Here is a 15,455-nt window from a genome sequence, read left to right as displayed (position 1 = left end):
CACGGGCGGCCTCTACATGGAATCGCTTCACGGCACCACCATCCTTTGCGTCCGGCGCAACACGACAGAGGGCGTGCAGGTGGCCATCGGTGGAGATGGCCAGGTCACGCTGGGCAACATCGTGGTCAAGGGTACGGCGCGCAAGGTGCGCCGGTTGCACCACGATCAGGTGTTGGCGGGTTTTGCCGGCGCGACGGCCGACGCCTTCACCTTGTTTGAACGTTTCGAGGCGAAGCTGGAAAAGCACCAAGGGCACCTGGTGCGCGCCGCCATTGAGCTCACCAAAGACTGGCGCACCGACCGCGTGTTGCGTCGCCTGGAAGCGATGTTGGCGGTGGCCGACCGCAGTGCGTCGCTCATCATCACCGGCAATGGCGACGTGCTGGAGCCCGAGCACGGCATCGTCGCCATCGGCTCGGGCGGTGCCTATGCCCAGGCCGCCGCCAAAGGGCTGCTCGACCACACCGATCTGAGTGCCGAAGACATCGTTCGCAAGTCGCTGGCCATCGCCGGCGAGCTCTGCATCTACACCAACATGCACCACACGGTCGAGGTGCTGTGAGCGCGCGCGGCGCGTGACACCGATCGCCCCGCCCGCAAGGTCGAAAGACGGCAGCCGCGACATCGGTGATTCTTGATCAAGGTTTTTGCCCCATGTCTTCCATGACGCCCCAGGAAATCGTTTCCGAACTCGACCGCTTTATCATCGGCCAGCAGGGTGCCAAGCGTGCGGTGGCCATCGCCCTGCGCAACCGTTGGCGCCGCCAGCAGGTGGATGCTCAGCTGAGGCCCGAAATCACGCCCAAGAACATCCTTATGATCGGTCCTACCGGCGTGGGCAAGACCGAGATTGCGCGCCGCCTGGCGGCGCTGGCCGACGCACCTTTTATCAAGGTCGAGGCGACCAAGTACACCGAGGTCGGCTATGTGGGCAAGGATGTGGACGCCATCATCCGCGACCTGGTCGAGATCGCTATCAAGCAGACGCGCGATGCCGCTGTGCGCGAGCAACGCGCGCGGGCTGAAGATGCCGCCGAAGACCGTATTCTGGACGTGCTGATTCCACCACCCAGGCACGCAGCACCGGGCGCCGGTGATGTGGTCGCCAGCAGCGAGAGCACGGCGCGCCAGACCTTTCGGAAAAAGCTGCGCGAAGGCCAGCTGGCGGATCGCGAGATCGAGATCGAGCTGGCCGAGCCCCGTCCCACCGTGGACATCATGGGTCCGGCGGGTATGGAAGACATGGCCGAGCAGCTGCGCGGCATGTTCAGTCAGATGGGTCAGGATAAGCGGCGTACCCGGCGCCTGAAGATCGAAGAGGCTATGCCGCTGCTGATCGACGAAGAAGCGGGCAAACTGGTTAACGAAGAGGACATCAAGCAGCGCGCGCTGCAAAATACCGAGCAGAATGGCATTGTCTTCATCGACGAGATCGACAAGGTGGCTTCGCGCAACGAGTCGGGCAGCGCTGAGGTGTCGCGCCAGGGCGTGCAGCGCGATCTGCTGCCGCTGGTGGAGGGCACGACTGTGACCACCAAATACGGTCCGGTGAAGACCGATCACATTTTGTTTATCGCCAGTGGTGCGTTTCACCTCAGCAAACCCAGCGACCTTATCCCCGAGCTGCAGGGGCGCTTCCCGATCCGGGTGCAATTGCAGTCGCTATCGGTGAGCGACTTCGAAGCCATCCTCACCCAGACGCACGCCTCGCTGGTGCGTCAGTACCAGGCCTTGCTCGCCACCGAGGGCGTGACGCTGCAGTTCCAGTCCGAGGGCATTCTGCGGCTCGCCCAGATCGCCTGCGATGTCAACGAGCGCACCGAAAACATCGGCGCTCGTCGGCTGGCCACGGTGATGGAGCACCTGCTCGACGAGGTGAGCTTTGGTGCGACCACCTGGCAGGGCAAAACCCTGACCATCGACGCCGCCTATGTCGATGGCAGGCTGGCCGAGCTCAGCCGCAGCGAGGACCTTTCCCGCTACATCCTCTGAACTGCGACTCGATCGCGGTGCGGTGAGCCCGTCGCCGGGGCATCGGCGCTTGCCGAAATCGGCAGAGGCGATTTGTGCGCCTGTGTCGTCGGCCGGGCGCAGCGGACTTCCCGTGAGATTTTGCACAGGCTTCTGCAGCGCCTGGGTTTGAAGCATCACATGCACTGGGCGCTGTAAGTGCTTGCTTTTACTAAAGATTTCATACCGAAAGAGCCTCTCAAAACCGCTCTAAGTGGTTGATTTCATTGAAAAAATATGTAGCCACGCGCTTGCACTGCAGAATTTTGCTGCTACAGTGGGAAAAAGTGCAATTAAGTGGTGAAAAGTGTTTTTTCAGGACTGATCTAGGTGTTTCAGGGTATTTCTTCTCTCAATCTCGATGCCAAGGGGCGGCTGTCTGTGCCGACCCGGTACCGTGACGCCCTGATAGAGGACCAGAACCAGCTCACCATCACGCGCCACCCACACGGGTGTCTGATGATATTCCGTCGCACCGAGTGGAAGTCGTTCAGCGACCAGATTGCCAGTCTGCCCATGGATGCGATCTGGCACCGCCGCTATTTCCTCGGCAATGCCATGAATGTGGAGATGGATGCTGCGGGGCGGGTGCTGATCTCGCCCGAATTGCGCGCCAAAACCGGGATATCGAAGGAATCCGTGCTGCTAGGCATGGGCAGCTTTTTCGAGCTGTGGGACGCAGAGACCTACGCCGCCCAGGAGGCTGAGGCAATGAAGGGCGACATGCCGGAGGCGCTCAAGCGCCTCTCATTCTGAAGGCCCGCGGTGCAAGACCCATGGAGCCACCAGACCGTCCTGTTGAACGAAGCTGTGCAAGCCCTCGCCATCAACCCCGACGGACACTATGTCGATGCGACCTTCGGCCGCGGTGGGCATGCGCGCGCCATCCTGCAGCGGCTCTCACCTCAGGGGCGCCTGACTGTCATCGACAAGGACCCGCAGGCCATTGCTGCCGCCCAAGAATGGGCTGCCAGCGATCAGCGCATTGCCATCCGCCACGAGGGCTTTGCTCATCTGGGCGATCTGGGATCGGCCAGTGTCGATGGGGTTTTGATGGATCTGGGGGTGAGCTCACCGCAGATCGACAACCCCGAGCGGGGTTTTTCGTTTCGTCACGATGGTCCTCTGGATATGCGCATGGACACCACGCGCGGCCAGAGCGTGGCTCAGTGGCTGGAAACGGCCGACGTCCCTACCCTCACGGAGGTCATACGTGACTATGGCGAAGAACGGTTTGCTCAATCGGTTGCAAAGGCGATTGATCGTCGCCGACAGGAACGGGGCCCTCTTCGAACCACCCGTGAGCTGGCCGAAGTCGTGGCTGGCGCGGTCAAAACCCGCGAGCCGGGCAAGGACCCTGCAACGCGCACATTTCAGGCTCTTCGGATTTTCATCAACGCCGAGCTTGAAGAGCTGCAACAAGCGCTGAACGCGAGCTTGTCCGTGCTGCGAGCCCAGGGACGTTTGGTGGTGATCAGTTTTCACTCGCTGGAAGACCGCATGGTCAAGCAGTTCATGGCGCGCCAGTCCCGCACCGTAGTTGACCGCCGCGTGCCGTTCGCCGAACCCGCGCCCATGCCGCTGGCTGAAGTCTTTCGCATCATGCCAGGCGACGCAGAGGTTCAGGTCAATCCGCGCGCCCGTAGCGCCGTGATGCGAGTAGCCACGCGTACGGAAGTTGATGTGGGGGTCGGATCATGATTCGACTCAACCTCATGTTGCTGGCTGCGGTGATGGTCAGTGCGTTCTACCTGGTGCACACGCAGTACGAATCGCGTCGACTGTATGCGGCGCTGGACAAAGGGCATGCGCAAGCGCGCAAGTTCGACGCCGAGCATGAGCAGCTGGTGGTGCAAAAACGCGGTCAGGCTGCGTCGGCCCGGGTGCAGCAGCTCGCCACGCGCCAGCTGCAAATGCGCCCGGTCACCCCGGGCATCACGCAGTACGTGACGCTGCCTGCCGCCACCGCTCCGGAGCAGCGCCCATGAGCCGCCGCAACGACCGCGGCGGCAGCCGCAGCATCAACTACAGCGCGAGCCCCTTGCTGGCGAGCAAGACGCCCATGTGGCGCAGCAAGTTCATCGTGGCATCGCTGGCGATTGTCTTCGCAGGACTGGGTGCCCGCGCGGCGTATGTCCAGGTGTTCGGCAACGACTTTTTCCAGCGCCAGGGAGAGGTGCGCTTCGCCCGCACGCTGGAACTGCCGGCCAACCGCGGTCGCGTGCTGGATCGCAACGGTCTGATCCTGGCCTCCAGCGTGGTCGCCCAGAGCATCTGGGCGATTCCCGAGGACGTGGACAAGGCGCACCCCAAGATGCGCGAGCTGGCCAAGTTGCTGGAGATGCCGCTGGCCGACCTGAAGAAGCGTATGGCCAACGAAGACAAGACTTTTGTCTGGATCAAGCGCCAGGTCGACGAGCCGGTGGCCAAGCAGATTGCCGCGCTCGACATCAAGGGCATCTATCAGCGCCGCGAGTACAAGCGCGAGTACCCTGAAGGCGAAGCCGCAGCCCATGTGGTGGGCTTCACCAATGTGGAGGACCGCGGCCAGGAAGGCGTGGAGCTCGCGTTCAACAAACAGCTCTCGGGCAAGAACGGCTCTCGGCGTGTGATCAAGGACCGGCTGGGCCGGGTGGTGGAAGACGTGCGCGATGTGATCCCGCCCGTGGACGGTCCCGATCTTCAGCTCTCCATCGACAGCAAAGTGCAGTACTTTGCCTACCAGAAACTGAGGGAGGCGGTCCGGACCCACAAGGCACGCGCCGGCAGCGTGGTGGTGCTCGACGCCGTCACGGGTGAGGTGCTGGCACTGGCTAACTACCCGAGTTTTGACCCCAACCGCCGCCGCAACCTGAGCGGCGAGCAGCTGCGCAACCGCGCGCTCACGGACAGTTTTGAGCCCGGCTCAACCATGAAGCCCTTCATCGCCGCGCTGGCGCTGGAAAAAGGCATGGTCAAGCCGACCACGCCGATCCAGACCGCGCCCGGGCGCATCCAGATCGGAGGCTCCACCATTTCCGACTCGCACCCGCACGGCGTGCTCACCGTCAACGAGGTGATCCAGAAGTCAAGCAACGTCGGCACGGTCAAGCTGGCGATGCAGATGCAGCCGCGCGAAATGTGGGAGACCTATGCCCAGGCTGGCTTCGGGCAGAAGCCGCAGTTGCCGTTCCCGGGCTCGGTGAGCGGGCGCCTGCGGCCCTACAAGTCGTGGCGCCCGATCGAACAGGCGACTATGAGCTACGGCTACGGCCTGTCAGCCTCGCTGTTCCAGCTGGCGCAGGCCTACACCGTCTTCGCGCGAGACGGCGAGTTGATTCCGGTCAGCATGCTCAAGACCGACACACCCGCCACCGGCGTGCATGTGTTCAGCGCGCAGAACGCGCGCGCGGTACGCAAGATGCTGGAGATGGCGACCGCCTCTGGCGGCACCGCACCGCAGGCTCAGACTATGGGCTATTCGGTGGGGGGCAAGACCGGAACCGCGCGCAAGCAGGAAGGCAAGGGCTACGCCGACAAGAAATACCGTAGCTTTTTCGTGGGCCTGGCACCGGTAGACCAGCCGCGCATCATCGTCGCGGTGATGGTCGACGAGCCTACCAACGGCGTGTATTACGGCGGTCTCGTGGCGGCACCGGTGTTCAGCGAAACGGTACAGCAGACCTTGCGCATTCTGGGCGTGCAGCCCGATATGAATGTCAAACCGCAGATCGTCACCGAGCTGGTCGAGGAATCGTTCTGATGCGAACGTTGGACCAACCCACCGCCATCGCCGCCTGGCTCCAGGAACGCGTGCAAGGCACGCTGCAGAGCGACAGTCGCCGCTTGCAGTCGGGTGACGGCTTTGTGGCCTGGCCCGGCGCCGCGACCGATGGGAGGCGCTTTGTGGCCGGCGCGCTGGCAGCGGGCGCCGCTGCGGCGCTGGTGGAGCGCGAAGGCCTGGACGTGTTTGGGATAGCCGACGAACGTGTGCTCGTGGTGCCTGGCCTCAAGGCCCTTGCCGGTCCGATCGCCAGCGCCTTTTTTGGCGAGCCCAGTGCCGCGCTGGAGATGGTGGCCGTCACCGGCACCAACGGCAAAACCTCTTGCGCCTGGTGGACCGCGCAACTGCTCTCAGCCCTCGGGCGACCATGCGCCGTGGTGGGCACGCTTGGTATGGGTCAGCCGCCCACCGCACGCGCACCGGCTGCTCCGCTGGTTCCCGCCGGCCTGACCACACCCGACCCGGTCACACTGCAGGCCAACCTGCGCCAGATGGTCGACGGAGGCGTGAGCGCCTGCGCCATTGAAGCTTCGTCGATCGGTTTGGTCGAAGCGCGGCTGAATGCCACCCGCCTGCGCGTAGCCGTGTTCACCAACTTCACCCAGGATCACCTGGATTTCCACGGGAGCATGGACGCCTACTGGGCAGCCAAGGCCATGCTGTTCGATTGGCCGGGTCTTAGCTCGGCGGTGATCAACCTCGACGATGCCAAGGGCGAAGAGCTCGTTCAGCGGGTGCGCGCACGCGGCATCGACGTCTGGACGGTGGGTTTTGAAGGCGCCGCGGCGGTACCCCGCCTGAGCGCGGCCGGCGTGGCGGTCACCCGCCAGGGCATGCGTATGACAGTGGTCGAGCGCGATACCGCGGGCGTGGTGGTGGCGTCGCATCCGCTGAGCCTGCCGCTGGTGGGGCGATACAACCTGTCGAACCTGCTGTGTGTGCTGGGTGCCGCGCGCGCACTAGGCTGGCCGCTGGCCGATGCGGTGCACGCTTGCGGCCAGCTCACGCCGGTGCCGGGCCGCATGGAACAGGTGCCGGCTGGCGCCGAGCTGCCGCTGGTGCTGGTGGATTACGCCCACACGCCAGACGCGCTGGAAAAAGCGCTGCAGGCGCTGCAGCCACTGGCGCGTCAGCGCGGCGGTTCGCTGTGGGTGGTGATCGGTTGTGGTGGTGACCGAGATGCCGGCAAGCGGCCCCTCATAGCCGCTGTGGCCGAGCGGGATGCCGCTCAGGTGGTGCTCACCAGCGATAACCCGCGCAGCGAAGATCCGATGCTTATCCTGCAGCAGATGCAGGCGGGCCTCGCCCAGGCCGATCGGGCGCTGGTCGAGGTCGACCGAGCCCAAGCGATAGCGATCGCGATCCAGCGTGCATTGCCGGGTGACGTGGTGTTGATCGCGGGCAAGGGCCACGAAGACTATCAAGAGATCCAGGGCAGCAAGCGCCCTTTCTCCGACAGCGATAAAGCCGCTGCGGCGCTGGCCCGCCGTGCACAGCCGCAAGGAGCGGACGCATGATGACCCTGGCTCAAATACTCATTGAATTGCCGGGTGCTCGAGCGGTGGGGTCACCTGGCGAGCTCGCCATCACCCGCGTGCATACCGACACCCGCAGCCTGAGGCCGGGTGACTTGTTCGTGGCCCTACAGGGCGAGCGCTTCGACGCCCACGATTTCCTGCCGAAAGCTCAGGCGCAAGGCGCGGTCGCCGCCATCGCACATAACGGCCTGGCTGCAGCGGACCTGCCGGGTGTTGAGGTGCCCGACACGCGCCTGGCGCTCGGTCAGCTCGCGCAGCGCTGGCGAGCGCAGTTCACCCTGCCGCTGATCGCCGTGACCGGCAGCAACGGCAAGACCACGGTCACCCAGATGATCGCGTCCATCCTGCGAGCCGCTGTAGGCGATGCAGCGCATGCCACCCGCGGCAACTTCAACAACGACATCGGTGTGCCGCTCACACTGCTGACCCTTACCTCATCGCATCGGCTTTCCGTGGTTGAGCTAGGCATGAACCACCCGGGCGAGATCGCCACCCTGGCGGCCATGGCCCAGCCCACCGTGGCCCTGGTCAACAACGCCCAGCGCGAACACCAGGAGTTCATGTTGTCGGTGAAAGCGGTGGCGCGGGAGAACGGCGCCGTGATCGAGACCCTGGCTGCTGATGGTGTGGCCGTGTTCCCCAGCGACGACGACCACACGCCGGTCTGGCGCGAGCTCGCCGGCCCGCGCCGGGTGATCGACTTCAGCGACCGCGATACCTCGGCTGCCGTGCATGTGCTCAGCGCCGAGTGGCAGGGCGATGCCTGGGCAGTGCGGTTCGCCACGCCGCAGGGCGAATCGCACTGCCGCCTGCAGGTGGCCGGGCGCCACAACCTGCGCAACGCCATGGCCGCTGCAGCCTGCGCGCTGGCCGGCGGCGTGCCGCTGGCCGCCATCGCCCAGGGTTTGAATGCCTTCGAGTCCGTCGGCGGGCGCTCGCGCGCGCTAGCCGTGACGCTGACCGATCGCCGCCTGACCCTGATCGACGACAGCTACAACGCGAACCCGGACTCGGTGATCGCGGCCATCGACGTGCTGGCCGAGCTGCCGGCGCCGCGCCTGCTGGCCGTGGGCGACATGGGCGAAGTCGGCGAGCAAGGGCTGGCGTTCCATCTAGAGGTATTGCGCCACGCCCGTGCGCGCGGCATCGACGCTGTGCACTGCGCAGGCGACTGGATGGGCCAGGCCTGCGCCGTGCTGAAGGCCGCCAGCGAGGTGGCCCCCGAGCACTGGAGCGACGTAGACGCCTTGAGCGCGCACGTAGCCCGCCAAGTGGCCGCAACGGGTGATGCCGCGCCACGCAGCGTGCTGGTCAAGGGCTCGCGGTTCATGCGCATGGAGCGGGTGGTGCAGGCGCTGCAGGCGTTGGGTCCAAGTTCGCCAGAAGAACGGAAGGACGCGTCGCATGCTGCTTAGCTTCACTCTTTGGCTGCAATCGCTCGGGCCGGAGTTTGGATTCCTGCGGGTATTCCAGTACCTGACGTTCCGCGCGGTGATGGCGGCGATGACGGCGCTGATCCTGGGTCTGGTGGCCGGGCCGTATTTCATACGCCGGCTGGCTGCGCTCAAGATCGGCCAGCCGATTCGCGACTACGCGATGCAGACCCACCTCAGCAAGAGCGGCACGCCGACCATGGGGGGGGTGCTGATTCTGTTTTCGATCGCTTTGTCCACGCTGCTGTGGTTCGACCTGTCCAACCGCTTCGTCTGGATCGTGCTGCTGGTGACGCTGGGTTTTGGCGCCATCGGCTGGGTAGACGACTGGCGTAAGGTTGTTCACAAAGATCCTGAGGGTATGCGCTCACGCGAGAAATATTTCTGGCAGTCGGTGATTGGCTTGGTCGCCGCCTTCTACCTGGTCTTCAGCGTGTCCGAGACCAACAACCTGCGCGTGCTGCAGCTGTTTTTCGAATGGGTCACCTCGGGCTTCACCGTGGACCTGCCGCCGCAGGCTGGTCTCATGGTGCCGTTCTTCAAGGAGATCAGCTACCCGCTGGGCGTATTCGGTTTTGTGGTCATGACCTATCTGGTCATCGTCGGCTCCAGCAACGCGGTCAACCTCACCGATGGCCTCGACGGGCTGGCCATCATGCCGGTGGTGATGGTCGGGTCGGCCCTGGGCGTGTTCGCCTATGTCACGGGCAATGCGGTGTTCGCGCGTTATCTGCTGGTGCCGCACATCCCGGGCGCGGGTGAGCTACTGATCTTCTGCTCCGCCATGGCCGGTGCGGGTCTGGCCTTCCTGTGGTTCAACACGCACCCAGCCCAGGTGTTCATGGGGGACGTTGGTGCGCTGGCACTGGGTGGCGCTCTAGGCACCATCGCGGTCATCGTGCGGCAGGAAATCGTGCTCGCCATCATGGGTGGCATCTTCGTGGTCGAAGCGCTCTCTGTGATGGCGCAGGTGGCCTACTTCAAGTACACGAAGCGCCGCTTTGGCCAGGGTCGCCGACTGTTCCAGATGGCACCTCTGCACCACCACTTCGAGAAAAAGGGCTGGAAAGAAACGCAGGTGGTGGTGCGCTTCTGGATCATCACCATGTTGTTGTGTCTGGTCGGCCTGTCGACCCTGAAGCTGCGATGAACGAGCTGAAGAACCAAACCGTTCTCATTCTGGGCCTGGGTGTCACCGGCCTGGCTATGGCGCGATGGTGTGTGCGCTGCGGTGCGCAGGTCACCGTGGCTGACACGCGCGTCACGCCGCCCCAGTTGGCCGCCCTGCGCGCCGAATGCCCCGATGTGCGATTCCGCTCAGGGCCGCTGGACGAGGCCTTGCTTGCTGAAGCAGCGTGGACCCTGATCGCCCGCAGCCCGGGTCTGCCGCCCCAGCCCCTGGCGCCACTGCGCGACTGGGCGCAGGCGAATGGCGCCGCCTGGGTTGGTGAGCTGGACCTGTTTGCGCAAGCCCTGCGCGACCTGGCGCAGCGCGAGCGCCTGCCTTACCTCCCCCAGGTTCTGGCCATCACTGGCACCAACGGCAAGACCACCGTGACCGCGCTCACCGGCTTGTTGCTGCAACGCGCTGGCGTGCACACCGCCGTGGCCGGCAACATCGGACCCGCCTTGCTCGACGTGTTGGCGCAGGTGCTGGATGCTGAAATTGAAGCGGAGCAAGCCGCCGCGCGCACCGAAGCAGAACAGGCGCCGGATCCCGTCTCCGCCTTAATGGATGCATCGGTGAGCGAGCCGGTTGCCGCCATGCCTGTCGTCAGCGCGGAAGAAGCGCAGACGCTAAAAGACGAAACGCAGACGGGTGAAGCCGGTGAGGCGGACCTTGACACCGATGACGAGAAAGGCGACCACGGTGAGCAGCCCATGCTGGTGCCGCCACCCGCAGGGCCTGCGCTGCCGCCTCACCTCCCCGCGGTCTGGGTTCTCGAAGTTTCCAGTTTCCAGCTCGACGGTGCGGCGGGCGGCGCTTGGGACAGCGTGCCCACCGCCGCTACCTTGCTTAACCTCAGCGAGGACCATCTCGACTGGCATGGCAGCCTGGATGCCTATGCACAGGCCAAGGCCGCGGTGTTCGGCGAGCAGGCGCTGATGCTGCTCAACCGTGATGATGAGCGCGTGATGGCCATGCAGCCTGGTCAGGTCACCGTCAAGGTGAGCGGACGCAACCGTCAGCAGCCATCGCGGCCCTGGGCCAGCTTCGGCCTTGACGCGCCGCAGCGTGTGGGGGACTGGGGAATCGAGTCAGTCGGCGGGATGGACTGGCTGGTGCGCGCGTTGGCGCTGGACGAAACGCGCAAGCCGGGTCGCGCAGCGAACGATACCGAAGACATCTACTTCCAGCGCCTGATGCCGGTCGACGCGCTGCGCATCCGCGGCCGCCACAATGCCGCTAACGCCCTGGCAGCGCTGGCGCTGGCCACCAGCTCCGGCGCAGCCTTGGGCGCCATGCTGCATGGTCTTCGCGAATACCGCGGTGAGCCCAACCGCGTCGAGCCGGTGGGCATCATCGAAGGCGTCGAGTACTTCAACGACAGCAAGGGCACCAACGTCGGCGCCACGCTGGCGGCGGTGAATGGGCTTGGCTCCGAGCGTCGGCTGGTGGTCATCCTCGGCGGTGATGGCAAGGGGCAGAACTTCCAGCCGTTGGCTGAGCCGCTGGCGCGCCATGCTCGCGCCGTGGTGCTGATCGGCCGCGATGCCAACCTCATCCGCAAGGCAGTGGCCGATTCGCTGGAACAGGTGCCGGTGCTGGATGCGCAGACCCTTCCCGAAGCGGTTCGTCTGGCCCAGCAACAGGCACAACCGGGCGATGCCGTGCTGATGTCGCCCGCCTGCGCCAGCTTCGACATGTTCGACAACTATCCGCACCGCGCAAGGGTGTTCGTCGAGACGGTGCAAAAACTCGCCGATGAGCGCGGTGTGGTGCTGGAGGGCGCGGCATGAACGCGACGATTCAGACAACCTGGGCCCGTCTTCGGGCTGCCCTGACTGGCGGCGGCGACGGGCTGCCGGTGCGCCTCTCCAGCCGCAGCTATGGCGGCACGCGCGGCCCGGCAGTGCGTGAAATGGGGTTTGACCAGCCTTTGCTTTGGGTCGTCGTGACCTTGCTAGCCTGGGGTTTGGTGATGGTGTATTCGGCCTCGATCGCGCTGCCTGACAACCCCCGGTTCGGCAATTACGCCCCCACCCATTTCGTCACTCGCCACGCGTTCTTCATGTCTATCGGGCTGGTGGCTGCGGTGGCGGCATTCCAGTTCCCTATGCGCGCCTGGGAAAAGCTCGCCCCCTGGTTGTTTGCACTGGCCCTCGTGTTACTGGCCCTGGTACTGATTCCGCAACTGGGTAAGGCGGTGAATGGCGCGCGGCGCTGGATTCCGCTGGGCGTGATGAACTTCCAGCCGTCCGAGCTGGCCAAGCTCGCGGTGCTGCTCTACGCAGCTGATTACATGGTGCGCAAGATGGAGGTCAAGGAGCGCTTCTTCCGCGCGGTGATGCCCATGGCGATTGCGGTGGGCGTGGTTGGCATGCTGCTGCTGGCCCAGCCCGATATGGGCGCATTCATGGTGATCGTGGTCATCGCAATGGGTATCCTTTTCCTGGGCGGCGTGAACGCACGCATGTTCTTTCTGATGGCGCTAGTGGTCATCGGCGCCTTTGCCCTCATGGTCATGACGAGCGAGTTCCGCCGGGCGCGGGTCTTTGCTTACCTCGATCCCTGGAGCGTGGAGCACGCGCTAGGCAAGGGCTACCAGCTCTCCCACTCGCTGATTGCCTTCGGGCGTGGAGAAATCTTTGGCGTCGGCCTGGGCGGTAGCGTGGAAAAGCTGCACTGGCTGCCAGAGGCTCACACCGACTTCCTGCTCGCGGTCATTGGCGAAGAGTTCGGCCTGATGGGTGTGTTGCTGCTGATTGGTCTGTTTCTCTGGCTCACGCGCCGCATCATGGATATCGGGCGCCAGGCCATCGCCCTGGATCAGGTGTTCTCCGGATTGGTTGCACAAGGCATCGGAGTCTGGATGGGTTTTCAGTCCTTCATCAACATCGGCGTCAACCTGGGAGCTCTGCCGACCAAGGGCCTGACCTTGCCCCTGATGAGCTACGGCGGCTCGGCGATCCTGATCAACCTTGTGGCCCTGGCCATCGTGCTGCGGATTGATTATGAAAACCGCCAGATGATGCGGGGAGGGCGCAAGTGATGGCGCAAACGACCTCCCACGCACCCTGCGCCCTCGTGATGGCTGGCGGCACCGGTGGCCACATCTTCCCGGGCCTCGCTGTGGCCGAGGCACTGCGTGAGCGCGGCTGGCGAGTGCACTGGTTGGGTGCACCCGACAGCATGGAAAGCCGGCTGGTACCGCCGCGAGGCTTCACCCTGGAAGCCATCGACTTCGGTGGCGTGCGCGGCAAAGGCCTCAAGACCCTATTTTTGCTGCCGTTGCGGTTGCAGCGCGCCTTCTGGCAAGCCCTGCAAGTAGTGCGCCGGGTGCAGCCCGACGTGCTGGTGGGTCTGGGTGGTTACATCACCTTCCCGGGCGGCATGATGGGCACGCTGCTGGGTAAGCCGCTGGTCCTGCACGAGCAGAACTCAGTCGCTGGCATGGCCAACAAGATCCTGGCCAGCATTGCCGACAGGGTGTTCACCGCCTTCCCCCACGTCATGAAAAAGGCGCAGTGGGTCGGCAACCCCTTGCGCGAAGGTTTCCTGAACCAGCCCGGCCCCGAACAGCGTTTCGCTGAGCGGCGTGGGCCGATGCGCCTCCTTGTGGTGGGTGGCAGCCTGGGTGCCAAGGCGCTCAACGAGACCGTGCCGCAGGCCCTTGCGCTGTTGCCCGAAGGCGAGCGCCCGACGGTGATTCACCAGAGCGGTGACAAGCAGATCGACGCGCTGCGCGCAGGCTACGCCGCCGCTGGCGTGCAAGCCGAACTGACCCCGTTCATCGAAGATACGGCGCAAGCCTTCGCCGATGCCGATCTCATCATCTGCAGGGCGGGTGCCAGCACCGTGACCGAGATCGCTGCCGTCGGCGCCGCTGCCCTGTTCGTGCCATTCCCGTTCGCCGTGGACGACCACCAGACCACAAACGCCCGTTTCCTCGCCGACCACGACGCAGCCTGGCTGGTACCCCAGCCCGAGCTCACACCCGAAGCGCTGGCGCGCACGTTACGCACGGTGCAACGTGACCAGCTGCAGGCGATGGCCACCAAGGCCAAGCAGATGCAAAAGACAGGTGCGGTGGCAGCGGTTGTCGCTGCCTGCGAACAACTTTCGAAAGTGAAAACGGCATGAAACATGCCATTCGCCATATCCATTTTGTCGGCATCGGCGGCGCGGGAATGAGCGGCATTGCCGAGGTGTTGCTCAACCAGGGCTTCCGCATTTCGGGCAGCGACCTGGCCGAGAGCGGCGCCACGCGCCGACTGGTTGCGATGGGCGCTGAGGTGTTCACCGGCCACGACGCGCGCCACATCGACGGCGCCGATGCCATCGTTACCTCCACCGCTGTGAAAGCCGACAATCCCGAAGTGGTCGCCGCCCACGCCAAATTGGTGCCGGTGGTGCCGCGAGCGGTGATGCTGGCTGAGTTGATGCGCATGAAAAAGGGCGTGGCGATTGCGGGCACCCACGGCAAGACCACAACCACCAGCCTGGTCGCCAGCGTGCTCGCTGCGGCCGACCTGGACCCGACCTTTGTGATCGGTGGCCGTCTCAACAGCGCGGGCGCCAACGCCCAGCTGGGTTCCGGTGAGTACATCGTAGTCGAGGCCGACGAATCCGATGCCTCCTTTCTCAATCTGCTACCCGTGCTCTCGGTCGTGACCAACATCGACGCCGACCACATGGACACCTACGGTCACGACTTCGGTCGTCTCAAGGCTGCGTTTGTCGAGTTCCTGCACCGCATGCCGTTCTACGGCGCGGCGGTGGTCTGTGTTGACGATGCCTCGATTCGCGAGATCCTGCCGCAGATCGCCCGACCCATCACCAGCTACGGCTTCTCCGAAGACGCTCAGGTACGCGCGGTTAACGTGAAGCCCGAGGCGGGGCAGATGCGCTTCACCGTGCAGCGGCGCAACGGCGTGTCGCTGCCCGATCTGGATGTGCTGCTCAACCTGCCTGGCGATCACAACGTGCTCAACGCCCTTGCCGCCATTGGTGTGGCAGTGGAGCTGGGCGTGCCCGATGCCGCCGTGGTCCGAGCACTGGCCGAGTTCAAGGGTGTGGGCCGGCGCTTCCAGCGCTATGGCGATGCCGCGCTGGCCAGCGGTGGCCAGTGCACGGTGGTGGATGACTATGGTCACCACCCGGTGGAGATGGCGGCCACGCTGGCGGCGGCGCGGGGCGCCTTCCCCGGCCGGCGCCTGGTGTTGGCCTTCCAGCCGCACCGCTACAGCCGTACCCGAGACTGTTTCGAGGATTTTGTGAAGGTGATCGGCCTGGCCGACGCGGTGCTGCTGGCCGAGGTGTACGCGGCTGGTGAAGCGCCCATCGTCGCGGCTGACGGCAGGTCGCTGACGCGCGCGCTGCGGGTGGCCGGCAAGGTGGAGCCGGTGTTTGTGGACGACGTCACCGCGATGCCGCAGGCGATTCTGGACAACGCGCGCGAAGGCGACGTAGTGCTCTGCATGGGCGCGGGCTCCATCGGTATGGTGGCCGCGCAGGTTATCGAACTGGCCGGTGAGGTCAAGGCATGA

13 protein-coding genes are annotated in these 15,455 nt (G+C 64.8%); all 13 read left to right on the top strand.

The window, feature by feature from the left end; genetic code table 11:
- Nucleotides 1–16: 16 nt before the first annotated feature.
- Complete coding sequence (gene hslV / locus GPT34_RS01645) at nt 17–562, top strand: ATP-dependent protease subunit HslV (RefSeq protein ID WP_291008822.1); 546 nt, start codon at nt 17–19, stop codon at nt 560–562.
- Nucleotides 563–654: 92 nt separating this feature from the next.
- Nucleotides 655–1,992 carry an ATP-dependent protease ATPase subunit HslU gene (gene hslU / locus GPT34_RS01640; RefSeq protein ID WP_291008819.1) on the top strand — a complete coding sequence of 446 codons (1,338 nt, stop codon included), beginning with the start codon at nt 655–657 and terminating at the stop codon, nt 1,990–1,992.
- Between the two features lie 348 nt (nt 1,993–2,340).
- The gene (gene mraZ / locus GPT34_RS01635; RefSeq protein WP_291008816.1) at nt 2,341–2,766 is read left to right on the top strand and encodes a division/cell wall cluster transcriptional repressor MraZ; all 426 of its coding nucleotides are present in this window, start codon (nt 2,341–2,343) and stop codon (nt 2,764–2,766) included.
- A 9-nt stretch (nt 2,767–2,775) separates the two neighbouring features.
- On the top strand, nt 2,776–3,711 hold the full coding sequence (rsmH, locus tag GPT34_RS01630) for a 16S rRNA (cytosine(1402)-N(4))-methyltransferase RsmH (RefSeq protein WP_291008813.1): 936 nt from the start codon (nt 2,776–2,778) through the stop codon (nt 3,709–3,711).
- On the top strand, nt 3,708–3,998 hold the full coding sequence (gene ftsL / locus GPT34_RS01625; RefSeq protein ID WP_291008810.1) for a cell division protein FtsL: 291 nt from the start codon (nt 3,708–3,710) through the stop codon (nt 3,996–3,998). The genes rsmH and ftsL overlap by 4 nt, the downstream gene beginning before the upstream one ends.
- Nucleotides 3,995–5,752: a penicillin-binding protein 2 gene (locus GPT34_RS01620; protein ID WP_291008807.1), complete on the top strand. Its 1,758-nt coding sequence runs from the start codon at nt 3,995–3,997 to the stop codon at nt 5,750–5,752. The genes ftsL and GPT34_RS01620 overlap by 4 nt, the downstream gene beginning before the upstream one ends.
- Nucleotides 5,752–7,290 carry a UDP-N-acetylmuramoyl-L-alanyl-D-glutamate--2,6-diaminopimelate ligase gene (locus GPT34_RS01615; protein ID WP_291008805.1) on the top strand — a complete coding sequence of 513 codons (1,539 nt, stop codon included), beginning with the start codon at nt 5,752–5,754 and terminating at the stop codon, nt 7,288–7,290. Before GPT34_RS01620 ends, GPT34_RS01615 begins: the two co-directional genes overlap by 1 nt.
- Nucleotides 7,287–8,726 (top strand): UDP-N-acetylmuramoyl-tripeptide--D-alanyl-D-alanine ligase, encoded by a 1,440-nt coding sequence (gene murF / locus GPT34_RS01610; protein ID WP_291008802.1) that lies wholly within the window; start codon nt 7,287–7,289, stop codon nt 8,724–8,726. Before GPT34_RS01615 ends, murF begins: the two co-directional genes overlap by 4 nt.
- Nucleotides 8,716–9,894: a phospho-N-acetylmuramoyl-pentapeptide-transferase gene (mraY, locus tag GPT34_RS01605; protein WP_291008799.1), complete on the top strand. Its 1,179-nt coding sequence runs from the start codon at nt 8,716–8,718 to the stop codon at nt 9,892–9,894. Before murF ends, mraY begins: the two co-directional genes overlap by 11 nt.
- Nucleotides 9,891–11,705, top strand: coding sequence for a UDP-N-acetylmuramoyl-L-alanine--D-glutamate ligase (gene murD, locus GPT34_RS01600; RefSeq protein ID WP_291008796.1), 1,815 nt, complete (start codon nt 9,891–9,893; stop codon nt 11,703–11,705). Before mraY ends, murD begins: the two co-directional genes overlap by 4 nt.
- A complete protein-coding gene (gene ftsW, locus GPT34_RS01595; protein WP_291008793.1) occupies nt 11,702–12,958 on the top strand; it encodes a putative lipid II flippase FtsW in 1,257 nt (418 codons plus the stop codon). The genes murD and ftsW overlap by 4 nt, the downstream gene beginning before the upstream one ends.
- Complete coding sequence (gene murG, locus GPT34_RS01590) at nt 12,958–14,049, top strand: undecaprenyldiphospho-muramoylpentapeptide beta-N-acetylglucosaminyltransferase (RefSeq protein ID WP_291008790.1); 1,092 nt, start codon at nt 12,958–12,960, stop codon at nt 14,047–14,049. The genes ftsW and murG overlap by 1 nt, the downstream gene beginning before the upstream one ends.
- Nucleotides 14,046–15,455 carry a UDP-N-acetylmuramate--L-alanine ligase gene (gene murC / locus GPT34_RS01585; protein WP_291008787.1) on the top strand — a complete coding sequence of 470 codons (1,410 nt, stop codon included), beginning with the start codon at nt 14,046–14,048 and terminating at the stop codon, nt 15,453–15,455. The genes murG and murC overlap by 4 nt, the downstream gene beginning before the upstream one ends.

The organism is Hydrogenophaga sp. (genome assembly GCF_011390835.1).
Taxonomy (GTDB): Bacteria; Pseudomonadota; Gammaproteobacteria; order Burkholderiales; family Burkholderiaceae_C; genus Hydrogenophaga.
Note: the sequence above shows the minus strand (reverse complement) of the source record. Positions and strands in the feature narration are given on the sequence as shown.